The sequence below is a fragment of the Mesorhizobium sp. YR577 genome (assembly GCF_900116595.1).
Lineage (GTDB): Bacteria > Pseudomonadota > Alphaproteobacteria > Rhizobiales > Rhizobiaceae > Mesorhizobium_M.
Genome location: NZ_FPBI01000002.1, coordinates 354,865 through 378,128, shown reverse-complemented (window position 1 = coordinate 378,128; position 23,264 = coordinate 354,865). Strand labels below are relative to the sequence as shown.

22 protein-coding genes are annotated in these 23,264 nt (G+C 61.5%); 21 read left to right on the top strand and 1 reads right to left on the bottom strand.

Annotation, left to right across the window (positions count from 1 at the left end):
* Positions 1-16 precede the first annotated feature (16 nt).
* The 21 genes from BM413_RS04680 (at position 17) to ugpC (ending at position 22,202) form a co-directional block, all read left to right on the top strand.
* Positions 17-877, top strand: a complete 861-nt coding sequence (locus BM413_RS04680; protein ID WP_091910904.1) for a carbohydrate ABC transporter permease — start codon at positions 17-19, stop codon at positions 875-877.
* The gene (locus BM413_RS04675) at positions 874-1,833 is read left to right on the top strand and encodes a carbohydrate ABC transporter permease (protein ID WP_091910902.1); all 960 of its coding nucleotides are present in this window, start codon (positions 874-876) and stop codon (positions 1,831-1,833) included. The genes BM413_RS04680 and BM413_RS04675 overlap by 4 nt, the downstream gene beginning before the upstream one ends.
* Positions 1,830-2,927 carry an ABC transporter ATP-binding protein gene (locus tag BM413_RS04670; protein ID WP_091910900.1) on the top strand — a complete coding sequence of 366 codons (1,098 nt, stop codon included), beginning with the start codon at positions 1,830-1,832 and terminating at the stop codon, positions 2,925-2,927. The genes BM413_RS04675 and BM413_RS04670 overlap by 4 nt, the downstream gene beginning before the upstream one ends.
* Positions 2,920-3,981 carry an ABC transporter ATP-binding protein gene (locus BM413_RS04665; protein WP_091910898.1) on the top strand — a complete coding sequence of 354 codons (1,062 nt, stop codon included), beginning with the start codon at positions 2,920-2,922 and terminating at the stop codon, positions 3,979-3,981. The genes BM413_RS04670 and BM413_RS04665 overlap by 8 nt, the downstream gene beginning before the upstream one ends.
* A gap of 35 nt (positions 3,982-4,016) precedes the next feature.
* On the top strand, positions 4,017-5,120 hold the full coding sequence (locus tag BM413_RS04660) for a Gfo/Idh/MocA family protein (protein WP_091910897.1): 1,104 nt from the start codon (positions 4,017-4,019) through the stop codon (positions 5,118-5,120).
* Positions 5,121-5,143: 23 nt separating this feature from the next.
* Complete coding sequence (locus tag BM413_RS04655; RefSeq protein ID WP_091910895.1) at positions 5,144-6,058, top strand: sugar phosphate isomerase/epimerase family protein; 915 nt, start codon at positions 5,144-5,146, stop codon at positions 6,056-6,058.
* Positions 6,059-6,069: 11 nt separating this feature from the next.
* Complete coding sequence (locus BM413_RS04650; protein ID WP_091910894.1) at positions 6,070-7,005, top strand: sugar ABC transporter substrate-binding protein; 936 nt, start codon at positions 6,070-6,072, stop codon at positions 7,003-7,005.
* Positions 7,006-7,027: 22 nt separating this feature from the next.
* Positions 7,028-8,032, top strand: coding sequence for an ABC transporter permease (locus BM413_RS04645; RefSeq protein ID WP_091911132.1), 1,005 nt, complete (start codon positions 7,028-7,030; stop codon positions 8,030-8,032).
* Positions 8,029-8,811 carry an ATP-binding cassette domain-containing protein gene (locus tag BM413_RS04640; RefSeq protein ID WP_175544240.1) on the top strand — a complete coding sequence of 261 codons (783 nt, stop codon included), beginning with the start codon at positions 8,029-8,031 and terminating at the stop codon, positions 8,809-8,811. Before BM413_RS04645 ends, BM413_RS04640 begins: the two co-directional genes overlap by 4 nt.
* A complete protein-coding gene (locus BM413_RS04635) occupies positions 8,811-9,992 on the top strand; it encodes an aldose 1-epimerase family protein (RefSeq protein WP_091910892.1) in 1,182 nt (393 codons plus the stop codon). The genes BM413_RS04640 and BM413_RS04635 overlap by 1 nt, the downstream gene beginning before the upstream one ends.
* A 106-nt stretch (positions 9,993-10,098) precedes the next feature.
* Positions 10,099-11,199 (top strand): fatty acid desaturase family protein, encoded by a 1,101-nt coding sequence (locus BM413_RS04630; protein ID WP_175544252.1) that lies wholly within the window; start codon positions 10,099-10,101, stop codon positions 11,197-11,199.
* Positions 11,200-11,259: 60 nt separating this feature from the next.
* Complete coding sequence (locus BM413_RS04625) at positions 11,260-11,574, top strand: MocE family 2Fe-2S type ferredoxin (RefSeq protein WP_091910889.1); 315 nt, start codon at positions 11,260-11,262, stop codon at positions 11,572-11,574.
* A gap of 83 nt (positions 11,575-11,657) precedes the next feature.
* Positions 11,658-12,890, top strand: coding sequence for an NAD(P)/FAD-dependent oxidoreductase (locus BM413_RS04620; protein WP_091910887.1), 1,233 nt, complete (start codon positions 11,658-11,660; stop codon positions 12,888-12,890).
* Positions 12,891-12,897: 7 nt separating this feature from the next.
* Positions 12,898-13,704, top strand: coding sequence for a 3-methyl-2-oxobutanoate hydroxymethyltransferase (locus BM413_RS04615; protein WP_091910886.1), 807 nt, complete (start codon positions 12,898-12,900; stop codon positions 13,702-13,704).
* A gap of 126 nt (positions 13,705-13,830) precedes the next feature.
* Entirely contained in the window at positions 13,831-14,868 is a 1,038-nt protein-coding gene (locus BM413_RS04610; protein ID WP_091910884.1) for an ATP-binding cassette domain-containing protein, read from the top strand.
* Between the two features lie 285 nt (positions 14,869-15,153).
* Complete coding sequence (locus BM413_RS04605; protein WP_091910882.1) at positions 15,154-15,855, top strand: hypothetical protein; 702 nt, start codon at positions 15,154-15,156, stop codon at positions 15,853-15,855.
* 537 nt (positions 15,856-16,392) lie between these two features.
* On the top strand, positions 16,393-17,337 hold the full coding sequence (locus BM413_RS04600; RefSeq protein ID WP_175544239.1) for a carbohydrate ABC transporter permease: 945 nt from the start codon (positions 16,393-16,395) through the stop codon (positions 17,335-17,337).
* Positions 17,334-18,170 carry a carbohydrate ABC transporter permease gene (locus tag BM413_RS04595; RefSeq protein ID WP_091910879.1) on the top strand — a complete coding sequence of 279 codons (837 nt, stop codon included), beginning with the start codon at positions 17,334-17,336 and terminating at the stop codon, positions 18,168-18,170. The genes BM413_RS04600 and BM413_RS04595 overlap by 4 nt, the downstream gene beginning before the upstream one ends.
* Before the next feature lie 52 nt (positions 18,171-18,222).
* Positions 18,223-19,596 (top strand): ABC transporter substrate-binding protein, encoded by a 1,374-nt coding sequence (locus BM413_RS04590; RefSeq protein ID WP_091910877.1) that lies wholly within the window; start codon positions 18,223-18,225, stop codon positions 19,594-19,596.
* Positions 19,597-19,683: 87 nt separating this feature from the next.
* The gene (locus tag BM413_RS04585; RefSeq protein ID WP_091910875.1) at positions 19,684-21,147 is read left to right on the top strand and encodes an amidase family protein; all 1,464 of its coding nucleotides are present in this window, start codon (positions 19,684-19,686) and stop codon (positions 21,145-21,147) included.
* Positions 21,147-22,202 (top strand): ABC transporter ATP-binding protein, encoded by a 1,056-nt coding sequence (gene ugpC, locus BM413_RS04580; RefSeq protein WP_091910873.1) that lies wholly within the window; start codon positions 21,147-21,149, stop codon positions 22,200-22,202. Before BM413_RS04585 ends, ugpC begins: the two co-directional genes overlap by 1 nt.
* A 52-nt stretch (positions 22,203-22,254) precedes the next feature.
* Here ugpC and BM413_RS04575 read toward each other — a convergent pair whose 3' ends face one another.
* The gene (locus BM413_RS04575; protein WP_210188914.1) at positions 22,255-23,238 is read right to left on the bottom strand and encodes a zinc-binding alcohol dehydrogenase family protein; all 984 of its coding nucleotides are present in this window, start codon (positions 23,236-23,238) and stop codon (positions 22,255-22,257) included.
* Positions 23,239-23,264 lie beyond the last annotated feature (26 nt).

The window sequence follows — 23,264 nt, the reverse complement described above, 5'->3', positions numbered from 1 at the left end:
CCAGCGAAACTGCAAGATGAAGCGTTCAGTCCCTTTCGAAATCTTCCGCTATGCCGCGATCCTGCTGGCGCTTGGCGTGACCCTGGTACCCATCCTGTGGATGGTGTCCATGGCGTTCAAGCCGATCGGCGAGTGGTCCGCGACGGGTGCGGATCTCACCTGGTGGCCGAAGGAGCCGACGCTCTCCAATTTCCGCTTCATCTTCGGCGAGTCGGATTCCAGCCTCATCGTCGCGCTCGACCGAACCGCGCTGAAGCCCATTCTATCCTCGCTCCTATCTGCGACGTTCGGCACGCTGATTGCCATGACGGCCGGCACGGCCGCAGCCTACGGGCTCTCGCGTTTCGGTTCGGGCCAGAACCTGCCGCTGGCGCTGACGCAGCTTCGTCTCTTCCCGCCAATGGCCGTCATGATCCCGGTCATGATCATGTGGGCCTTCCTCAACCTCACCGACACATGGTGGGGTCTGGCATTGGTCTACGGCATCGTCACGCTGCCCTTCGCCTTCTGGCTGATGAAGACCTTCTTCGACGACATGCCGCGCGAGATCGAGGAAGCGGGGCTGGTCGAGGGCTGCTCGCGCTGGCGCGTCTTTACCAAAATCACACTGCCGATGATGCGCGCGCCGCTCGCATCCGCTGCGCTCTTCGTCTTCATCCTGAACTGGTCGGACTATCTGATCGCGCTTCTGCTGACGACGCGCGAATGGGTGACAGTCCCAGTTTACATGGCCTCGCTGTCTTCCTCGATGACGGGCCAGCTCTACGGCGCCAAGGCAGCGCTGGGTCTTATCGCCGCCATCCCGCCGGTCATCATGGGCATCGCCATCCAGCGGCATCTCGTGCGCGGGCTCACCTTCGGAGCGCTGAAGCAATGAGCGCCTTGACTGTATCGGAGGCTGCCATGGCGAAGTCGATGCCGGGGGCTGCAGCCAGCACGCGCGACGAGTCTACACGGCTTGGCTTCCGGCTGACGCTGCCCGCGCAAATTCTTGTGCTGTTCATCGCGGTGTTCCCGCTTTTGATGCAGCTCTATATCAGCCTGACCGACTGGTCGCCGCTCTCCGGCCTGAACTGGTGGAGCGCCTGGGAGCTGTGGAACGGCTTTGCCAATTATTCCGATCTCGCATCAGACAACCGCTTCTGGGGTGCGCTCTGGCGCACTGCCGTGGTCATGGTCGTGTGCGTGCCAGCCGAGTTCCTACTCGGGCTCGCTTTGGCAACGCTCTTTGCCGACGACTTTCCCGGCAAGCGTTTCTTCTATTCCATCCTGCTGATGCCGATGATGGTGGTGCCTGCGGTGGCCGGCTACATGTTCTTCATGCTGTTCCAGTCGGGCGGCCCGCTGAACGACATTCTCTCGACGCTGGCTGGCACGCGTGTTGCCATCGCATGGCTGTCCGATCCGACGCTGGCGCTGATTGCAGTCATGATCGCCGATATCTGGCAGTGGACGCCGCTGATGTTCCTGATCCTGCTCGCCGGCCTTGTCGGCGTGCCGCAGGATCAGATCAAGGCCGCGACATTGCTTGGCGCCAATCCATGGCGGCGCTTCACCACCATCGTGCTGCCGAAGATGAAGACGATCATCATCATCGCGCTGGCGATCCGGGTGATCGAGAACTTCAAGATCTTCGACACGCTCTACATCATGACCGGCGGCGGCCCAGGCGTCGCGACCGAGACGATCTCCGTCTACATCTACAAGGTGACCACGCAGGACCTGATCTGGGGTTATGTCGCGGCCATCGCACTCGCCATCCTCATTGTCCTCTCCATCGCCACGGTCTTTGCCATGAAATGCATGGCCGCAGCGCGCGAGGTGCGGGCATGAGCGCGATTCATCTCCAGAACCTGGTTAAGACGTTCGGCAATTTCACCGCGCTGAAAACCATGGACCTCGAAATCGCCGACGGCGAGTTCATGGCCCTGCTTGGTCCTTCCGGCTGCGGCAAGTCGACGACGATGAACATGATTGCAGGCATGGAGGAGCCGACCGAAGGGCGCATCCTCTTCGGTGACCGCGACATGTCTGGCGTGCCGATGGGGCGCCGCGGCGTCGGTTTCGTCTTTCAGAACTATGCGATCTTCACGCACATGACGGTTCGCCAGAACCTCGCCTACGGGCCGAGGATGCATGGCAGGCCGAAGGCCGAGATCGACCGCCGCGTCGGCGCCATTGCCGAGTTGCTGCAATTGACGCCGCTACTCGATCGCCGCGCCGACCGTCTCTCGGTCAACATCCTTCAGCGTGTAGCGATCGGGCGCTCGGCCATCATGGAGCCCGCGATCTTCCTGCTCGACGAACCGCTGTCGAATGTCGACGCGGCTTTCCGGGCGGTCATGCGCACCGAACTCAAGCACCTCCAGCGCGAATTCAGGCAGACTATGGTCTATGTCACGCATGATCAGCTCGAAGCGATGACGATGGCCGACCGCATCGCGGTGATGGACCACGGCGTGCTGCAGCAAGTGGGCACGCCGATCGAGGTCTATAACAACCCCGCCAATGTCTTCGTCGCGAAGTTCATAGGCGCGCCGGGCATGAACCTGATCCCCGGCCGCCCCGCCGAAAGCGATCGCGGGCTGGTCGTCGATCTGGGGCCGCTCGGCGTCACGCCGCCGCTGCCCGATCGTCTCGCCGACGCGCTGCGTCGCTCCAATGCCGAGGTGCTCTACGGTTTCCGGCCCGAGCAGGCGACTGTTGCCGAAGATGGCAAAGGTTTGGTGCTTCCGGTCACTTTCGTCGAACGCATCGGTGCGCGTACCATCGTGCATCTGGGGCAGGGTGGCGGCGCGGTGAAGGCAGTCTTCGACAATGATTTGCGCGTCGCGGTGGGCGAGACGATGGTGCTCGCCCCCGATGCAGCCTCCGTGCGCATCTTCGACGTTGCAACCGGCAAGGCTGTCGGAGGTCGTCATGGCTGAGATCGCATTCCGCAATGTGTCCAAGCGCTATGGCGAGACGGTCGCGTTGTCCAACGCCAGCTTCACGGTCGAGGACAATGAATTCTTCTGCTTCTTCGGCCCGCCGCTGTCGGGCAAGTCGACCATCCTGCGCCTGATCCTCGGGCTCGAGACGCCGGACGCAGGCGAGATCCTTATCGACGGGCGTCCGGTCAACCGCATCACGCCGGCCGAGCGCAACGTGGCGATGGTGTTCCAGAACCTCGCGCTTTTCCCGCATCTGAGCGCAGCGGAAAACATTCGTTTTCCGCTGGCCGAGCGGCGTGTTCCCGAGGCTGAGATCGTTCGCAAGCTCGATGAGGTTTGCGAAAAACTCCATATCCGCCACATCCTGCACAAGCCGCCGGCACAGCTTTCCGGGGGCGAGCGCCAGCGCGTGGCGATCGCCCGTGCCCTCGTCCGCGATCCGGTCGCCTATCTGATGGACGATCCGATCTCCGCACTCGATGCGCGGTTGCGCGAGGAGACCCGCGTCGAGCTGAAGCGCATCCAGCGCGAACTCTGCAAGACGCTGATCTATGTCACGCACGACCAGGAAGAGGCGATGTCGGTCGCCGACCGCATGGCCATTCTGGAAGCCGGCACGATCCGCCAGATCGACACGCCGCGCGGTATCTATGACCGACCGGCGAGTGTCTATGTCGCGCGGCTGCTCGGTTCGCCGATGATGAACATCCTGCCGTCGCAAGCCCGCGCCGGTGCGATCGCCGTCGCCGGCGGCGCGATCGCGGTGCCCGGCCTTGCCGGAGGTGGCGAGATTGCCGAAGTGGGCCTGCGGCCCGAAGATATCAAGGTCGCCGCCTGGAGCGAGAGTGCGGCTACGCCGCCGTCCAAGGTCTACGAGGTCGAGCCACTGGGCGGCTATACGGTGGTGACGGTCGATGCCGGGTCGTCGCGGGTGCGTGCCTTGGTGCGTGGCCAGCCCGATATCCGGCCCGACGCGATGGTCGCGCTGTCTTGCGAGGCAGCCCGCGTCCACCGTTTCGCAAGCGATGGGAGCGCGCTTCAGCGATGAGTCAGGCCGCAGGAAAAATAGAGGGGGAGGATCGAATGGATGCCAATGGCGCAACGAATGGCGGGTTCGAGCCGGACGTCAAAGTCCGCGCAAAAGAATTCAGGATCGGGTGCATCGGCGCCGGTATGATCATGGCCGAGTGCCATCTCGCCGCCTATAAGGAGGCGGGTTTCCCGGTCGTTGCCATTGCCTCGCGCACCAAAGCGAACGCGCAGAAGGTCGCCGACCGCTGGGGCATTCCGACCGTCCATGAAACGCCTGAGAAATTGATTGAGGATGCGCAGGTCGAGATCATCGATCTGGCCTTCCCGCCCGACCAGCAGCCGGCGCTCATCCGCCATGCGCTGAAGCAGCCGCATGTGAAGGCGATCCTTGCGCAGAAGCCGCTGGCGTTGTCGCTCGACGAGGCAAAGGCCTTGCGCGACGAGGCCAAGGCGGCGGGCAAGATCCTCTCCGTCAACCAGAACATGCGCTACGACCAGTCGATGCGCGTGCTCAAGCAGATCATCGATCAGGGCGCGCTCGGCGAGATCGTTTTCGCGCAGATCGACATGCATGCGATCCCGCACTGGCAGGGTTTCCTCGAGGAATACGACCGGCTGACGCTTTCCAATATGAGCGTGCATCATCTCGATGCGCTGCGCTTCCTGTTCGGTGACCCCGATGAGATCACCACGCTGACGCGCAAGGATCCGCGCACGACATTCGATCATTCGGACGGCATCGTCGTTTCGACGCTGCGCTTTCCCTCCGGCGTGCTCGCTCTATCGCTGGAAGATGTCTGGTCCGGTCCGCGCCAGGAGGGCTACAAGGACGACCAGCACATCACCTGGCGTGTCGAAGGCACGCTCGGCACGGCCAAGGGAACGATCGGCTGGCCAACGGGTGCTGCGTCCACGCTCAGCTATGCATCGGCCAGGACGACGGGCGGCGAGTGGGTCTCGCCGAGCTGGGAGACGATGTGGTTCCCGCATGCCTTTATCGGCGTGATGGAGCAGCTCCAGCACGCGCTGAAATCGGGCGAAGCCCCCGCGCTCACCGTCGCCGACAATGTGAAGACCATGGCCCTGATCGAGGCCGGTTACCGCTCCATCACGGAGCGCCGCACGGTCCGGCTTTCCGAAATCGCAATCGACTGAGTTTCCAAGGGAGGAATTACACCATGATGCAAGCCGGTATTTTCACGGGGTATTTCCCCTACGGCCTCGAAGAGACAGCCAAGAAGATCCGCGCGCTGGATTTCAACACCGTCCAGCTCGACCTTCATTTCAAGGATGTTGATCTGTCGGCGGGGCAGATCACGAAGGAAAAGGCCAGGAAGGTGCGCGACACGTTCCGCGACCATCACCTGCCGATCTGCTGCATCTCCGGCTACACCAACATCATTCATCCCGACAAAGCCGAGCGCGACAAACGCGTTGGCTATCTCAAGGAGATCATCCGCAACGCGCGCCACTTCGGCACGCCTTACGTCATCTCGGAGACGGGCACCTACAACACTGAATCGGACTGGGTTCACCACGAGAAGAACAAGACCGAGGAAGGTTTTGAGGAATGCCGCAAGATCATCGCGGACCTCTCGCAGACCGCCTACGACCATGGCGCGGTGTTCCTGCTCGAAACCTATGTGAACAATGTCGTCGGCTCGGTTGAGGAGACGGTGAAGATGTTCGCCCAGGTCGACCATCCGGGCCTCGGCCTCCTGATGGACCCGACCAACTATTTCGAGACCCACAACATCGATCGCATGGACCAGATCCTTGATCAGGTGTTCGACACGCTGACGGACAAGATCAAGATCGCGCACGCCAAGGATGTGAAGCGCTCGGGCGATGACAAGACCGAAAAGCATGCCGACATCGGCGATGCGGACGCGCTCGAAAGCCACACCTTCCGCGGCGTCGGCGAGATCGAACTGCCGGCTCCGGGCCTCGGCTCGCTCAACTACGATCTCTATCTGCAGCGCCTTGCCGAAAAGCACCCGAACATCCCGGTCATCATCGAGCATCTGAGCGAGGACGACGTGCCGCGCGCCAAGAAGTTCCTCGACGGCAAGTTCCGCGAAAACAGTTTGTGAGGGAGGGTTCAATGAAATCCGTTCTGAAACTCGCAGCAGTCGCACTCCTCGCCTGCGCCGCCTTCACGGGCGTCGCAGGGGCGCAGGACGGCAAGAAGACGTTCTATCTTCTTTCGCATGGCGGCCCGTCCGATGCGTTCTGGCTTGACTGGAACGCAGGAGCGGAGAAGGCGTGCCAGCAGCTCGCTGTTGACTGCAAGATTTCCTTCTCGGGTGGTGACATGGCCGCGCAGAAGGAAGCCTTCAATTCGGCCATCGCCGCCAAGCCGGACGGCATCGGCACGACGTCCGCGCAGCCGGGCCTGTGGAACGAGGAAGTGAAGGTGGCCAAGGCTGCCGGCATCCCGGTTGTCTTCTTCAACACGGACGACACGGCGACCGGCCGTCAGGCCTATGTAGGCGCCGACCTCAGGCAGGCCGGCGTGATCTGGGCAAAGTATCTCGTCGACAACAAGCTGGTGAAGGAAGGTGACAAGGTCTTCCTGCCGGTCGAGGTGCCAGGCGCCAGCTATCAGCAGCTGGAGACGGAAGGCATCGCCAGCGTCTTCGATCCGCTGAAGATCACCTATGACGTTGTGGATGCGGGCACTGATCCGGCCGGCATCATCGCCAAGATGAGCGACTACATGCTCGCCAACAATCCGCCGGCGATTATCGCGCTGGGCGATTCCGTTGCGGCAGCCGTAAAGCCGGTCATGGAAAATGCCGGCATGGCCGCGGGCTCCATCCCGGTCGTCGGGTGGGGCAACTCGAAGGAGACCGCGGAGGCCGTCAAGGCCGGCTATTTCAATGCCGCTGCCTGGCAGTTTCCTTCGGCGCAGGGTTTCATGCCCGTCGCGCTGCTGAACCTCGCCGCCTCGGGCGAGCCGATCGGCTACGACATCCAGACGTTCAGCCTGTACGACAAGGACAGCGTCGAACCCATCCTCAAGCTCTACAGCAAATGACGTGGCGAGCGGCGGCTGAATGATGGCGACTGTGACGGAAAGACTGGAGGAACGAAGGAACTGGTGGCAGGGCCTTACGGCCTCGCCCCAGTTGACGTCTCTCATTATCCTGGCAGTGGTTCTGGCCGGGTTCTCGATCGCCAATCCGAACTTTCTGTCGCCGCTCAACATTTCCAACATGATGGCGTTCCTGCCGGAGCTCGGCATCATGGCGCTTGCTATGACGCTGCTGCTCACGGCGGGCGAGTTCGACCTCTCGGTCGGCGCGGTGTTCGCGCTCGGGCCGGTCGTCGTCATGCTCCTGGCCCAGCAGGCAGGCGTCGACATCGGCCTCGCGCTTCTCGTCGGCCTCGTCGTCTGTATCGTGATCGGTGCCGTCAACGGCGTTATCGTCACCAAGATCGGCATCTCATCCTTCCTGGTGACGCTTTCCATGCTTCTCATCGTGCGTGGGGCAGCCCTCTACATCACGCAGGGATTCCCGCTGAAATCCTGGAACGAGCCCGGTATCTTCGTTTCACTTCTGGCGGGCAGCTTCCAACTGGGCCCGTTCAAGTTTTACGTGTCGCTGTTCTGGTTCATAGGCCTGATCCTGATCGCGGCCTACATCCTCAACTGGTCGAAACTGGGCAACTGGATCAGTGCGATCGGCTCGAACCGCAATGCAGCGGTCGCGCGCGGCGTACCCGCCGACGCGGTCAAGATTGGGCTCTTCGTAGCCGCCTCCGTATTGTCAGGCCTTGCCGGCATGATCAGCGCCTTTCGCATCTCGGCAGCATCGCCCGTAGCAGGAACTGGCTACGAACTCGAGGTCATCGCCATGGTCGTCGTCGGCGGCACGGCGCTGACCGGCGGCTACGGCACAATCCTCGGGACCGTGGTGGGAGCATTCATGCTGCGCGCGATCCGAAACGGCATTGTGTTGATCGGTGTACCCGGCCTCGCCTTCAATATCTTCGTCGGCGCGCTCATCCTCATCATGCTTGTGCTCCACGCGGTGATCAGCAAGCGAGGAGCGCGGCGATGAGCGTGGAAGTCCTGCGGCTGGAAGGCATCCGCAAATCCTTCGGCAGCGTAAAGGCGCTGAAAAGTGCATCGATGACGCTGCGCGAGGGCGAGGTCGTTGCGCTGCTGGGAGACAATGGCGCCGGCAAGTCGACGCTCATCAAGGCGATCTCCGGCGTCCATCCCGCCGATGGTGGTGCGATCTATGTCCGGGGTGAGAAGGTGACAATCCGCTCTGCCCGCGATGCGATCGAACTGGGCATCGAGACGATCCACCAGGACACGTCGCTGGCGCCCGACCTGTCGATTGCGCGCAATCTCTTCCTCGGCCGTGAGCCGGTGAAGCTGTCCTTTCTCGGCGTGTTCGCTCCGATCGACTTTCCTATGCTGCGGCAGGCGGCGTCGACGCTGCTGAAGCGCGTGGGCATCTCCAAGAAGCTCGACGCCGATGCTGCGGTGAACACGCTTTCGGGCGGCGAGCGCCAGTCAATCGCGATCTCGCGTGCCATGCAATTTGCCGCCAAGGTGATCATCCTCGACGAGCCGACCAACAATCTGGGCGTCGAGGAAACCCATGGCGTGTTGCGCTTTGTCAAGGAAATGCGCGCGGCGGGCCACACGGTGCTCTTCATAACCCACAACATCCACCACGTGTTCCAGGTTGCCGATCGCATCATTGTCATGCGTCGAGGCGAGGTCGTCGCGGAACAGGCTGTCGGGGAGACAGACCTCCTTAGCGTCGAAGCGCTGATCATGGGCGTCGATGCCGCGACGCTGGCCGAACAGGCGAAGGTGCATTGATGGTAAGCTTGTACGGCCAGACACTGACGCGGCGGCAGGTGGCGGAACGCTCCGGTATGCTTTCGCAATTCGCAGGGGTGCGTCTCATGACGCTCGGCGACGGTGTCGAGCGGGGCATCCGCATGCTCGAATTCCGCACCGGCACCGGCCTCCGCTTCACCGCGCTCGTCGATCGCGCGCTCGACATTGCCGACTGCGAATTCCAGGGCAAGGCGATCGGCTGGAATTCGCCGGCCGGTTTTCGCCACCCCGGCCTGCATGAGTATGAAGGTGAGAACGGCTTCGCCTGGGCGCGATCCTTCTCGGGTCTGCTCACCACCTGCGGTCTCGACCACATCCTCGGACCGGAAGAAGTGCCGGCCGAAGAGTACAACTATCCCGGCAAGAAGACCGTGCGCCATTCGCTGCATGGTCGGATCGGCGGGATCCCGGCGCGCCTTACCGGCTATGGCGAGACGTGGACTGGCGACGACTGCGTGCTCTGGGCAGAGGGCATCGTCCAGCAATCTGCGGTATTTGCCGAGGACCTGCATCTCATCCGCCGCATCGAGGCGGATGTAGGCGGCAATGAGATCCGCATCCGTGACCGCGTGGTGAACCACGGATTCTCGCGCACGCCTCACATGTTCTTCTATCACGTGAACGTCAGCTATCCTGTGCTCGATAAGGGCGCGCGCTATGTCGCGCCAGTCCGCGACGTCGTCTGGGCGGGGCATGCGGGCAACGCCTACGAAGCGCAAAAGGTTGGTTATCGCACCATGCCTGCGCCGCAGATGAATTTCCGCGAGCAGGTGTGGCAGCACGAGATGGCGGCGGCCGGTGACGGAACGGTCCCGGTCGCGATCGTCAACGACCGGCTCGGCCTTGGCCTTGAGGTCGTGACGCGCAAGGACCAGTTGCCCTGTGCCTACCAGTGGGAGAATTTCCAGGCCGGCCAATACGCACTGGGTATCGAGCCTTCGACACATCACGTGCTGGGTGACCTGGCTGCGCGCGAGCGCGGCGAGATGATCTGGCTGGAGCATGGCGAGGAGCGCGCTTACGACGCGACATTACGTGTGCTGAGCGGAGCAGGCGAAATAGCCGATGCTGAAAAGCGCATCGCGTCAATCGCACGCCAGCCTGACACCGATTTTCCGCTTCCGTCGGGGAATTTCATCCCGCTCGAGCGACACACATGACAGGGAGAGGCTTGAACGCGCGTACCGAGGCCGGCCGGCATTGTGCCGCACCGCCAAGGCAGTTGAGGAGGAGCGCAGGACAACCGGAGACGAGATGGAGAACGAGATGACAGCGGCGACATCAAAAAAGACGGTTCGAGACTACAGCCTCGTGGGCGAAAGCTCACGCAAGGCGATCGAAACTGGACTGGCCTCGGCCGAGTGGTATCACACGGATGTGCCGCGCAAGGCCATAAAGGAACTGATGCAGCGCAGCGACGGTCCGGCGATCCGTGACACCATTGTCTGGTTCGCGGCGATCCTGGTCTCTGCCGCTGGTGGCGTCTATTTCTGGGGCACCTGGTGGTGCGTGCCGTTCTTCTTCGTCTACGGCGTGCTCTATGGTTCGTCGAGCGACTCCCGCTGGCATGAATGTGGCCACGGGACGGCGTTCCGCACGCGCTGGATGAACGACGTGGTCTACCAGATCGCCAGCTTCATGCTGATGCGCAACCCGACCCAGTGGCGCTGGAGCCACGCGCGTCACCATACCGACACGATCATCGTTGGCCGGGACGCGGAGATCGCCGTGATGCGTCCGCCTGATCTCCTCAAGGTCGCGTTGATGTTCACGGGCCTGCTGGACTTCCGCTACTCGTTGCCCGGCCTGTTCCGACAGGCATTTGTCGGCCTGATTGATGAGGAGAAGAGCTATATCCCGGAGATGGAGCGTCACAAGGCCGTGGTCGCCGCTCGCTGGCACGTCGCCATCTACATAGCCACCGTGGCGCTGGCGGTCTACCTGCGTTCCTGGCTGCCACTCATGTTGATCGGCTTGCCGCGCATTTACGGCAGCTGGCACATGGTCATGACCGGCCTGCTGCAGCACATTGGGCTGGCTGACAACGTCGTCGACCATCGGCTCAACACGCGCACGGTCTATATGAACCCGATCAGCCGGTTCATCTACTGGAACATGAACTACCATGTGGAGCACCACATGTTCCCGATGGTGCCGTATCACGCGCTGCCGAAGCTGCACGAGATGATCAAGCACGATCTGCCGACGCCAAACCCATCGATCTGGCACGCCTACAAGGAGGTGTGGCCGGTCCTCAAGAAGCAGCTGCGCTACGAGGATTTCTACCTCAAGCGCGAACTGCCGCCGACGGCAAAACCCTACCGCGACGAATACCACAACTTCGTGGTTCCAGCGGCGGCCGAATAGGCCACCCGATAAGACCGCCGGCCCGGCCAGCATTTCCTCCCAACGACCTGGAATAGTGACATGAGTGAATGGATAGAAGCCTGCGAGGTAGACGATGTCGACGAGGAGGACGTCATCCGCTTCGACCACGCGGGAAAGACGTTTGCGATCTACCGCTCGCCAGATGATGAGTTCTTCGCGACCGACGGATTGTGCACACATGAGAAGGTTCACCTGGCCGACGGACTGGTGATGGACGACATCATCGAGTGCCCGAAGCACAATGGCCGCTTCAACTACAAGACCGGTGCCGCCAAGGGTGCGCCGGTCTGTGTCAACCTGCAGACCTACCCGGTGAAGGTGGAATCCGGGAAGGTCCTGGTCCAGATCGGTTAGACGGCGGTGGAAACAGTGCGCATTCATCCCAACCGGGTCGCCACCTGGCTTCGATTTCAGATGGGCTTGCGGGAAATCTCCCTATGACGCCTGGGATGGTGATCGTCGGCGCGGGTGAGTGTGGCACGCGTGCGGCACTAGCGTTGCGCGAAGAAGGCTATGACGGCCCGATCACGCTGATCGGTGCCGAGCGGCATTTGCCCTACGAGCGCCCGCCGCTGTCGAAGGACGGCATGGCAGCGGAGACCGTCGGCATGAAGGTCATTGCTGATGCCGCGCGTCTTTTGGAAGCCCAAATCGACCTGATGCTTTCCAGCGAGGTTGTCACGATCGACAGGAATGCGCGAACGCTTGCGCTCAGTGACGGCCGCTTCATTCCCTATGACAAGCTTCTGCTTGCAACGGGCGCGCGCCCGCGCCGCCTGCCGATGGCCGAAGGCATCAGCGCCTGCGTCTATCTTCGCACCCAGGACGATGCCGAAGCGATCCGCGCCTGCCTATGTCCCGACGCCCATGTTGCCATTATTGGTGGCGGTTTTATCGGTCTGGAGCTTGCTGCGGCAGCGTCGATGCGAGGCTGCAGGGTCACCGTGCTGGAAACCCAGCCGCGCATTCTCATGCGTGGCGTGCCCACCGAGATCGCCGACGTCATCGCCGACGCGCATGCAAGACGCGGTGTCGCCATCCGCTGCGGTGTCTCCATTTCCGAAATGACGCCTGATGACTCAATGCGTGCCCTCTCGCTGGTGGTTGACGGCGTAAGGATCGACGCAGACCTTTGTATTGTGGGCATTGGCGCTGTCCCCAACACCGAAATCGCAAGCAATTCAGGCCTTGCCGTCGAGAACGGCATTCGCGTCGACGAGAGCATGGCGACATCCGATCCGAACATCTTCGCTGCGGGTGATTGTGCCTCGTTCCCGCTGGCGATCTATGGCGGCCGCCGCGTCCGCCTCGAAGCCTGGCGCAACGCGCAGGAACAGGGGTCGCTGGCCGCCAGGAACATGCTGAACAAAGGCGAGCAGCATAGCGCGGTCCCCTGGTTCTGGTCGGATCAATACGACCTCTCATTGCAGATTGCGGGCCTGGTCGACGAAGGCGTGACGACCGTTCGCCGGGATGTCGGCGAGGATGCTTTCATACTCTTCCATCTCGCTGCTGACGGACGCCTCGTCGCCGCCAGTGGTGTAGGTCCCGGCAACACTGTGGCTCGCGATATCCGGCTCGCCGAAATGCTGATTGCCAAGGGTGCGAAGCCGCCAAGTGACAAGCTGGCCGCATCGGACACGAAACTGAAATCACTTCTCGCCGCATGAGGGAACCATGAGCACACGCCGCAAGAGACCGACCGTCGCCGATCTGCGCGAGATGAAGGGCAAGCGCCAACTGACGATGCTGCGCGTCATGACGATCGAGGAGGCAGAGGCTGCTGAGCGCGCAGGCATCGACATCGTGTCCATCCCGCCGGAACTGATCCTGAACCCCCAGTATCGCGACGCGGCACCGACGCTTTTCTCCATGCCCGGCGACAACTTCTTTGAGATCGGTACCGGGGATGACTTCGTCCGCTGGGCGTTCAGGATGTTCAAGGCCGGCGCCGACTGCATCTATTGCAGCGCCAGCTACGCCACGATCAAGCGCATGGCCGATGAAGCTATTCCCGTCGTCGGCCATGTCGGGCTTATTCCGTCGCGCAAGACCTGGACCGGGGGCTTCAAGGCTGTCGGAAAGACCGCGGACAGCGCAATGGAAATCATGGAGGCGGTGAAGCAGCTTGAGGCGGCAGGAGCCTTCGGTGCGGAGATAGAGGTGGTTCCTGTTGAGGTCGCTGAAGCCATTTCCAAGCGCACTTCGCTCTTCATGCTGTCGATGGGAGCCGGCACCGGCTGCGACGCGCAGTACCTGTTCGCTGAAGACATCCTCGGCACAAATCGGGGTCACATGCCGCGCCACTCCAAAGTCTACCGGAACTTCGCTGCCGAGTTTGAGCGCTTGCAGCGGGAGAGGATTGCAGCATTCCAAGAGTACGTCGCCGATGTCGAGAGTGGGGCCTATCCGGAGGAAAAGCACATCGTGCGCATGGACCCTGCGGAACTCGACAAGTTCATGAAGCAACTCGACGCTGCCTGACCATCACGGCGTTCTTCCCCAGCATTATTATCGGCCAGGGCCGCCAAGACCGTAAGAATTTCTCCCAACGGATGATGAGGAAGGCATTTCGTTCCTTCTTCCCATGTTTAATGTCGTGAGCTCAATATGGCGGTGCTGCTGATCTCGCATGATCTGCCCTTGGTCAGCCGATGGACCGATAGGGTAATCATCATGCATCACGGCAAGGCGATGGAGGCATTGCCGTCACCCGATTTGTTCACGGCCGGACGCCATCCCTATACGCGCGGGCTGATCGGAGCTTCTATCCGCCTGGATGACGGCAAGCGCTATGACAGGGCTCGCCTTGCCGAGGTGCAGGCCGTGCGCAAGCCAGACGGCGAGTTCGAGTTCACGCTAAAGCAAGCGATCTCTGCGACGACTGGAACGCTTCCAACCGCCGGACCCGCACTGACGGTTCGTGATCTCGTTGTCCAATATGGGGGAACCAGAGCTGTCGACGGCGTTTCCTTCACCATTCCGAAGGGGCGTACGCTGGGGCTGGTCGGAGAATCAGGCTGCGGCAAGTCTTCCTTGTCACGCGCAATCATGGGCCTCGTCAGGCCCGCCTCAGGCGAGATCGTTCTGGACGAAGACTCCCTGTCCGGCCTGTCGAGCCGGGCCATGCGACCCCATCGCAAACGGCTACAGATGGTCTTTCAGGACCCGTTCGCCTCTCTCAATCCTCGTCATTCGGTGGGCACGATCCTTGGCGGAGTGCTGCAAGCCAATGGTGTATCGTCCAGTTTCGAGCGTCACAGGCGCATTCGCGAGACGCTTGAGCAGGTGGGTCTGGCGTACAACTCTATCAATCGCCTGCCGCACGAGTTTTCCGGTGGCCAAAGACAGCGCATTGCGATCGCGCGCGCTCTCATCCTGCGCCCGGAACTGATTATCTGCGATGAACCGACCTCGGCTCTGGATGTCTCGGTTCAGGCGCAAATCCTGAATTTGCTGGCAGACCTGAAGCATGAGCTTGGCCTGACCTATTTGTTTATCTCCCACGACCTTGCGATCGTTCGCTACATTTCCGACGAGGTGATGGTGATGCGTTCCGGCAAGATCCTCGAACGAGGCAGCACCGAGACGATCTGGGAAGCGCCCAATCATGAATACACGCGTACTTTGATCGCTGCCGCTGCGTGAGATTACGTGGCCGTACTGGCCAGCGCCGCCATTGGCAGGTCAATGAGCTGAAGATTCGGCCACGCCCGTTGTGCAATTCTCGCTTGAAAGGCGACGACTGTGGCCGCTGTAGCCAAGCGGGATCTGGCGCGTATTAGACCGCGCCGAGGGTCCTGATCGTGAAGTGAGTTGATACGGACGACGGATATCGTTAGACATCCGACTCGTAGCCACCATTCATTGGCTGACAGCGACGACGCTGGCAAAGTGGATTGCGCGTATTTTTTCCCGCCCCGAAAAGACTCAATGGTTTTCCAGAAGATGAAACGACCTCAACGGGATTTCGTAGTAGAGATCAAATCAAGCCGCCGCTTGGCCAAATCTAAGCCCGGTTCGATCTGGGGCTCGCTTGATCTGAAGGCGCATGCCGCCGACGTTGAAGATCTATTGCGCACGGACGATGGTGGCGCAGTCGTCCAGGGTTCAATCGAAGTTGCATCTGCATCAGACAAACCCGACGACCTCCAGAATGGTTCTGTTGTCCCAAGCGCGATTCAGCAAAAGGATTCGGGCCCGGAAAACACTGAAGAGCCCGCCAACGATCCCAAGCCCAATGACCACTATGGCCTGCGAGCGGTTGCAGACGATGTCAAGCCTACGATGATATCGACCGCTGTTGAAAGAAAAGGCGGCGCATCCTTGGCGGCATCGGAGACTTCTTCGAAGAAGACAATCGCGAAGAGCCGCCGCCGGGTAGGCGGCGTCCCGCAAACTGCCCAAAAGAACAAGCCGGTTTCCGAAAGCAGCCCAGTCCGCGATGACGGATTGGCAGGGTCGAGCAAGGCTGAGAAGAATGTCGCCAGCAGACCAACAGGTAAGGAGGCTCGGCGCGATCTCGCCGAGGATCTGGTCGAGCTCGAGGTTGAAAATAGACATTTGAAAAAGCTGCTTGCTGACAAGCTTCGCAAGGAAAACGCTGAGCTCAAGCGAAAGCTCGGTTTCTCGTAATATCGTGGCTTTGCAAGATTTCCCGGGCTTTTCGTCGTGACATTCACGACGGCTTTACCTGCAGCTGCACCTTCCTGCTTGGCTCCATAGACGCGACTGTACGCTGAACGATCGGCTGGCGATATGCCATCGGCGACGGCACATCCGTGTCCCGTTTCGCCTCAAAGGCTGACGCTGGTCATCGCTCGAATAAAGTGTTTGACAAAGAACGGTCTTTATTCAATAAAAAACATAACGCCGAAACAACAGCAGCGTGGAAAGCGTGAGCTGGGCCAAATGGGAACGACAGTCATGAAAACGCGTCTCTGTGTGGAGCTGCCGAGGATCTGGTCCGCTTTCAAACGGCCCGGCGATGTCGAGCGTCAGGAAGGTGCAGAACACATCAGGCGAGCGTGAGCTCTTCCAGCGCGGCAGAGGGCGGTCCGTCTAAACCGGAACCCACATCAGCCTAGCGAAACTTCAATATGACAGGCGGCAGCCGGCAAGAAGCTGGCCGGAGAAACTCTGGCAAGCGCGGCATCCAATATGGAAGGTCGGATGGCAAAAGCAGAAGCAGTAGCAGAACGGGCAGGGGCATCCGAACATTCCCCGTCACGCTCGTCGGATTCTCCCACCCGCTTCATTGCCCTGATGTTGATGCCTGCAATGGCACTTCTGGTGGCCTTCACGATCCTCCCCTTCGGCGTCAGCGTATGGCTCAGCTTGACTGATTACATGCTGTCCAATCCACCGGCTCGATTTGTCGGAATGGGCAACTACTTCGAACTGATGCAATCGGCGGAATTCTGGGCGGCATTCGGCCGGTCGGCGATCTTCGTTACTGCGGCTGTGACCGTGGAAGTCGCCGTCGGCCTGACGGTCGCAATCCTGCTGTTTCGCACCACTGAGGCATGGGCTGCGCCGCTGCGCACCCTGTTGATCCTCCCGCTGGCTGTCACGCCGATTGCGGCACTCTTCACCTTCCGCATGATGCTCAATCCAAGTCTTGGCATCGTGAACCATCTTGTCGCGATGGTCGGCCTGCCTCCGCAGGACTGGCTGGGGTCGAGCTGGCTGGCAATGACAACGCTTGTCGTCGTCGATGCATGGCACTGGACGCCGTTCATTATCCTGATCCTGTCGGGCGGGCTGGCGTCGTTGCCGCAGGAACCTGTGGAAGCCGCGCAAATCGACGGCGCCACCGACTGGCAGGTCCTGCGCTACATCACGCTCCCCATGCTGTTTCCCTTCATTGTCATTGCGGTCCTTCTACGCTCGATCGATGCACTGAAGGCATTCGACGCCTTCTACATCCTCACCGGCGGCGGGCCGGGACGGAGCACCACCACCCTGAACGTCTTTGCCTTCAAGGAAGCATTGGAGTTCACAGCGCTCGGCAGGGGCTCCGCGATCGCGATCCTGATGATGCTGCTGATCATGGCGCTATCTCAACTGCTGCTGCGCCGCACGCGACTTCTGAAAATTGCGGAGTCGGATCGATGAAAAGCGGACTTTCAGCGGTGGCGCCAGCATTCAAGACTGGATTTCGCCGGGCCATCCTTGGGCTGTTCGTGGTCTGGACGCTGTTTCCGCTGTACTGGCTGGTGAACACCTCGTTGAAGCAGCCGGTGGATGTTGTCGCGCGTCCGCCAAGCTTCGTTTTCGTCCCCACGCTGGAGAACTATGCGTCGGTTATCGCCGATCCGGTCATCATCGGCTATTTCCTGACCACTTTCTCGGTTTCCGCGGCGACCACGCTGTTTGCGGTCGTGATTGGCACGCCGGCGGCCTATGTTCTTGCGCGCTTCGATTTTCGTGGCAGCACGGATATCGGTTTCTGGATTCTCTCCACCCGCTTTACGCCGCCGGTGGCCATGCTGATCCCTTTTTTCGTGATATTCCAGGCAGTCGGGCTCCTCAACACCCATGTCGGCCTCGTCATCGCGCATGTCGCGCTGAACCTCTCTCTCGTCATCTGGCTTATGCGCGGCTTCTTCGCCGAAATCCCTAAGGAGCTGGAGGAAGCGGCCTACATCGATGGCGCAGGCTATCTGCGTACCTTTTTCACCATCATCTTGCCACTGAGCCGAACCGGCATAGCGGCGGTGGCAGTGCTCGTCTTCCTGTTCACCTGGAACGAGTTTCTCTTCTCCCTCATCCTTGGCGGGCAGATACCGATGATCTCCGTCGGGCTCTACAAGTTCATCGGCTACCAGCAGATCGAGTGGGGACGGCTTTCAGCCACGGCAAGCCTCATGCTGATTCCCGTCCTTCTCATCCTTCTTATGTTCCAGCGCCAGCTCGTACAGGGATTGACGCTGGGAGCGGTGAAGTAACCTCGACCAGAAACCGGCAACCCCCATTCTATCCAACACGGAGAATGACAGCATGACTAAGCAGCCGATCTTTTCCTCACCATCACTGAACCGTCGCAGTTTCGGACAGCTTGTGCTCGGCGCCGCTGCCGGGCTTGCGGCTCCTGCGATTCTGACAGGTCGCGCACAGGCTCAGGAGGCCGATCTCTCGGCCTATACCGGGGCCAATGTCGATTGGAATCAGGCCAAGGGCGCAACGCTGCATCTTGCCGGCGCGACGCATCCCTGGTCGGACGCGATCTTGCCGCTCGTCCCGCAATTCACTGCATTGACCGGCATCAACGTGGTTACCGACTTCCAGTCGGAGGCGGAGTTCCTCACCTCGCTCCCGATCCGCCTTGGTTCGGGCAGTGCAGTGCCGGACGTCTTCATGTTCCTGTCCTACGGCCAGGGTATCGGTGCCGGCTGGCTTGAGCCGCTGAACAGCTACTACGCCAATCCGAAGCTGTTCGATGCGGCCTGGTACGACGAGAACGATCTTCTGGGTGCTGCGCGGGGTTTCCCCGTCTGGAGCAACAGCGAACGCTACGCTTTTCCGATCACCGCGGAATCGCAGATCATGTTCTTCAACAAGGATGCGATGGCTGCTGCCGGTGCGAGCATACCCAAGACATTCGAGGAGCTGCTGGAGACGGCGCGGGCGGTCAAGACCGACTCGATGGCTGGCATCGCCATGCGCGCCAAGGCGTCCAGCGGGGCGACAGCGGCTTCGATGGGCTTCCTGTTCTCCCATGGCGGACGCATGGTGGACGACGCAGGCAAGGTTGCATTCCACAGTGCCGAGGGGATCAAGGCGCTCGATATCTACGGCCGCCTTCTGCGTGAGGCGGGCCCCTTGGGGGTCGGCAGTTATGATTGGTACGAAGTGCTGAACGACTTCTCGCAGGCCGCCGCGGCCATCGCCAGCGACAGTTCGAACTTTGCTGCCACCATCGGCAATCCCCAGAAAAGCCGGGTTGCGGGAAAGGCCAGCTTCTCTTCCCTCGTGTCGGACGGAACGCATCCGGTAACACCCTACATGTCCTGCTGGCAGGCCTGCATCAACGCCAAGTCCGAGCAGAAAACCGCGGCTTTCCTGTTCATGACCTGGGCGACTTCGAAGCCCACCGCGCTTCTGGCGTCGGGCAAAGGGCTTGCGACGACCCGGTCGTCTGCCTGGTCGAGCGAGGCATTTCACACCGCCTTTGGTGCCGAAGCGGCAGAAGCGGCGCTCCACAGCCTTTCAACCGCCGACGTCGGACGGTCGAAGGAAATCCTCTTCCACCCGCAGGCGCCGCTCATTTTCGATGCATTCGCTGTTGCCACGAACGAGATCGTGACCGGTGGCGTGCCTGCTGCCGATGCGCTGACCCAGGCAGCCGCGCGCGCGAACAGCGCCATTCGCTGATCTACCGATGCCGGCGGAGCTACTCTTTCCGCCGGCATCTACCTGTGCGGTTGCCGCCCGAACTGAAACTTCTGTTGGAATGTCGTGATGGATCTCAATCAACTCAGCGCCGGCCAGATGCTTGACGGTTACCGTACAGGTGAGTTCACACCGGTCGAGGTGGCGCAGGCATCCCTTGCACGGATCGACGAGACAGCAACTGCGCTGAACGCCTTCTGCCTCGTCGATTCCGACCGGACCCTTGCGGAGGCAGAAGCATCGGCTGCGCGCTGGGCTGCCGGTTCGCCGCAGGGCCCGCTGGACGGCGTGCCGGTGTCGATAAAGGATCTGATAGATGTGGCCGGCTGGCCGACGATGTGCGGCACACGGGTGATCCGCCCGGAAGACGCCGTTGCTCGCGAAGACGCGCTGACGGTGGCGCGGCTGAGGGCTGCCGGTGCGGTTCTGCTTGGAAAGACCACCACGACCGAGTTCGGCCACAAGGGGGTGAGCGACTCCCCTCTTACGGGTGCCACGCACAACCCATGGAACCGCGAGATGACCACGGGAGGCTCCAGCTGCGGTGCGGGTGCTGCGGCGGCGGCAGGCCTTGGCCCGCTGCATCTGGGCAATGATGGCGGCGGGTCGGTACGGATTCCGGCTTCCTTCTGCGGCGTCGTCGGCATCAAGCCGGGCGCCGGCACGATCCCGCAGAACCGGCCTTCGATCACCGGACCGCTGGTTGCCCCCGGACCCCTGGCACGAAGCCTGGAGGACGCCGCGCTCATGCTCGACGTACTTGCCGGCACTGCGGATACGATCGTGGCGGACGGGATGGTCGTGTCCACCTCCCATGCCGGGCAGGGTCGCATGTCGGCCGCGCTGTCCCAATCGGCAGGTGACATAAAACTGGGGTTCCTCCCCACCATATCCGAGGCATCCGTCGATGCTTATGTCGCAGCGCTCGTCAGCGGCGCGGTGAAGCTGCTGGAAGGCGAGTGCGCTTGCGTGGAAACCACTTCGCTCGATCTTCCGCAAGCCGAAGAAACCTATATCGCCATCCTCTCGGCGGGCACCGCAATGATGGCAGACGACTATCCCGCTGAGCGACAGGCACTGATGGAACCCGCCTTGCAGGAACTGGTGCGTGTGGGGCGGACTGTGACAGGCCAGGCGTATGCCGCCGCCTATCACCGCGCCCGGGGCGACTACATGGCAAGGCTGCGTGACCTCTTTGCGCGTTTTGACGCGCTCGTGCTTCCGACGATGCCCTGCACCGCATTCCCCTTGTGGCACGACTATCCAGGGCCGCAGAACCGCGGGTGGCGTGCGGACTGGACGCCGTTCACTTTCCCTTTCAACCTGATGGGCCTTCCGGCCTGCACGCTGCCCTGCGGGCTTGATGCCCAGGGGCTTCCCGTGGGCATCCAGCTCGTGGCGCCTTGGGGAGGCGAAGCGACGATCCTGCGTCTGGCTGCAGCGTTGCGTCGGCACCTTCCGCCGCTGCTGCCGCCCCTTTTCGTGACGAAGGACGGCGATAACGCAACGATTGTCGCGGAAAGGAAAATCTGATGGCATCCGTCGCGATCCAAAGCCTCCGCAAGGAATTCTCGGGCACGCGCGTGCTCCACGACATCTCGCTTAGGGTAGAGGACGGCGAATTCGTTGCGCTCGTAGGTCCTTCGGGTTGCGGCAAGTCCACGTTGCTGAGAACCATTGCCGGATTGGAGAAGATAACAGGCGGCGAAATCCGCATCGACGGCCAGCAGATGAACGATGTTGCGCCTCGTGACCGTGACATCGCCATGGTGTTCCAGAACTACGCGCTCTATCCGCATATGACCGTTGCGGAAAATATGGGATTTTCGCTGAAGCTGCGCGGTAAGGAAAAGGCGGTGATCGACACCGAAGTCCGGGGCGCTGCTTCCATTCTGGGACTTGAGGCGCTTCTGGAGCGTAAGCCCAGGCAGCTTTCCGGTGGACAGCGCCAGCGTGTGGCGATGGGGCGCGCAATCGTACGCAATCCCAAGGTCTTTCTGTTCGATGAACCGCTGTCGAACCTCGATGCCAAATTGCGCGTGCAGATGCGCACCGAGATACGCAAGATCCAGAAGACGCTGCAGGCAACGGTGATCTACGTCACCCATGACCAGGTAGAAGCCATGACGATGGCCGACCGGATCGTGGTGATGCGCGGGGGCGTGATCGAGCAACAAGGCGCCCCGCTCGATCTCTTCGATCGGCCCGAGACTGCCTTTGTCGCGGCTTTCATCGGCTCGCCCAGCATGAACCTGATCGCCGGAGAGATCGGCGCCACGGGGTTCCGCACCAACGGCGGCGCGCTTCTGTCGCTCCCCCAGGATGCTCCCAACGGCGGTGCGGCGCTTTACGGCGTCCGCCCCGAAGCGCTGCGCATCGTTGAAGCGGATGGGACACCGGCAACGGTGGAACTGGTGGAACCTCTGGGTTCCGAAACGCTCATCATTCTCGATGTGGGCGGCGAGGAAATGCAGCTTCTTTTGCGCGAGCGCGCGACGATCTCGCGCGGTGACAGATTGCAAATCCGGCCCGAACCCGGTGCGGTTCACCTGTTCGATGCGGACGGCGGCAGGAGGCTGGCGGGCTGAGCCGCTATTGCGACATTTCGGAGCTCGGCATTGCGATGCCGCCGCTACATCCTCAGACGCGGATAATCGCCTTGACCATCGTGTCGCGGTCCGTAGCCCACAACGGCAGATCGGTCAGCGCATTGTCGAGGGTGGTTTCGTGGGTCGCAAGAGCTTCGACGGGAACCCGTCCATCCCGCATACAGGTCATGACGTGCCGGAAATCCTCCTCCAGCGCGTTCCGGCTGGCCAACAATGTCGCTTCCCTCCGATGGAACTCCGGATCATCGAACGCGATGTCACCTTTTGCGAGGGACAGGAGCACATACGATCCGCCGTGACCGACCCACTTCAAACTCGCGCTCATCGAAGCAATGCTGCCCGTGGCATCGAACACGACGTCATAGGCCCGATCGCCTTCCTCGCCCACCAATTCCAATGTGGCTGCCGGAACGATCCGGCGGGCGAGTTCCAGCCGCGCAGGCGAAATATCGCGCAGTGTCACTGTGGCCCCGGCGATTGCGGCGAACAACGCTGCCCCGATGCCGATCGGGCCGCCGCCTACAACCAGCGCCTCAGATCCCGGTTCAACGCCTCCCCTGCACACACCATGCGCCCCGATGGCAAGAAATTCGACCATCGCCGCAGATTTCTCGGACAGGTCTCCCGCGGGATAGAGGTTCGCGTCGGGTACGACGATCTCCTCGCACATTCCCCCGTCGACATGTACGCCGAGGACGGCGATTTGCTCGCAGCAATTGGCTCTGCCCTTGCGACAGGCGCGGCAGTTGCCGCAGCTGAGGTACGGATTGATCACCACGAGATCCCCCTCGGCGATCCTGCCATCCGCGGATTTCTCCATGGTGCGTCCCGACAGCTCGTGCCCCATCACCCGTGGATAGGAGAGAAAAGGTTGGCGACCGTGATAAATATGGTAGTCCGTGCCGCAGATTCCGATATGACCGATACGAACCCGCGTGTGCCCTTGTCTGGTCATTGGCCGCGGGCGCGTCACAAGTTCCAGCTTTCCTGGCTCGATACAAAGGAGTGCCTTCATGCCCGTCATGCCTAATCTGGCCCCTT

Bases quoted from the DNA above. Each gene is read 5' to 3' on its own strand.
- BM413_RS04640 (WP_175544240.1), top strand. From the start codon at position 8,029: ATGAGCGTGGAAGTCCTGCGGCTGGAAGGCATCCGCAAATCCTTCGGC.
- BM413_RS04645 (WP_091911132.1), top strand. From the start codon at position 7,028: ATGGCGACTGTGACGGAAAGACTGGAGGAACGAAGGAACTGGTGGCAG.
- BM413_RS04665 (WP_091910898.1), top strand. From the start codon at position 2,920: ATGGCTGAGATCGCATTCCGCAATGTGTCCAAGCGCTATGGCGAGACG.
- BM413_RS04595 (WP_091910879.1), top strand. From the start codon at position 17,334: ATGAAAAGCGGACTTTCAGCGGTGGCGCCAGCATTCAAGACTGGATTT.
- BM413_RS04650 (WP_091910894.1), top strand. From the start codon at position 6,070: ATGAAATCCGTTCTGAAACTCGCAGCAGTCGCACTCCTCGCCTGCGCC.
- ugpC (WP_091910873.1), top strand. From the start codon at position 21,147: ATGGCATCCGTCGCGATCCAAAGCCTCCGCAAGGAATTCTCGGGCACG.
- BM413_RS04600 (WP_175544239.1), top strand. From the start codon at position 16,393: ATGGCAAAAGCAGAAGCAGTAGCAGAACGGGCAGGGGCATCCGAACAT.
- BM413_RS04620 (WP_091910887.1), top strand. From the start codon at position 11,658: ATGACGCCTGGGATGGTGATCGTCGGCGCGGGTGAGTGTGGCACGCGT.
- BM413_RS04660 (WP_091910897.1), top strand. From the start codon at position 4,017: ATGGATGCCAATGGCGCAACGAATGGCGGGTTCGAGCCGGACGTCAAA.
- BM413_RS04605 (WP_091910882.1), top strand. From the start codon at position 15,154: ATGGTTTTCCAGAAGATGAAACGACCTCAACGGGATTTCGTAGTAGAG.
- BM413_RS04625 (WP_091910889.1), top strand. From the start codon at position 11,260: ATGAGTGAATGGATAGAAGCCTGCGAGGTAGACGATGTCGACGAGGAG.
- BM413_RS04590 (WP_091910877.1), top strand. From the start codon at position 18,223: ATGACTAAGCAGCCGATCTTTTCCTCACCATCACTGAACCGTCGCAGT.
- BM413_RS04670 (WP_091910900.1), top strand. From the start codon at position 1,830: ATGAGCGCGATTCATCTCCAGAACCTGGTTAAGACGTTCGGCAATTTC.
- BM413_RS04585 (WP_091910875.1), top strand. From the start codon at position 19,684: ATGGATCTCAATCAACTCAGCGCCGGCCAGATGCTTGACGGTTACCGT.
- BM413_RS04630 (WP_175544252.1), top strand. From the start codon at position 10,099: ATGACAGCGGCGACATCAAAAAAGACGGTTCGAGACTACAGCCTCGTG.
- BM413_RS04575 (WP_210188914.1), bottom strand. From the start codon at position 23,238: ATGAAGGCACTCCTTTGTATCGAGCCAGGAAAGCTGGAACTTGTGACG.
- BM413_RS04615 (WP_091910886.1), top strand. From the start codon at position 12,898: ATGAGCACACGCCGCAAGAGACCGACCGTCGCCGATCTGCGCGAGATG.
- BM413_RS04610 (WP_091910884.1), top strand. From the start codon at position 13,831: ATGGCGGTGCTGCTGATCTCGCATGATCTGCCCTTGGTCAGCCGATGG.
- BM413_RS04655 (WP_091910895.1), top strand. From the start codon at position 5,144: ATGATGCAAGCCGGTATTTTCACGGGGTATTTCCCCTACGGCCTCGAA.
- BM413_RS04675 (WP_091910902.1), top strand. From the start codon at position 874: ATGAGCGCCTTGACTGTATCGGAGGCTGCCATGGCGAAGTCGATGCCG.
- BM413_RS04635 (WP_091910892.1), top strand. From the start codon at position 8,811: ATGGTAAGCTTGTACGGCCAGACACTGACGCGGCGGCAGGTGGCGGAA.
- BM413_RS04680 (WP_091910904.1), top strand. From the start codon at position 17: ATGAAGCGTTCAGTCCCTTTCGAAATCTTCCGCTATGCCGCGATCCTG.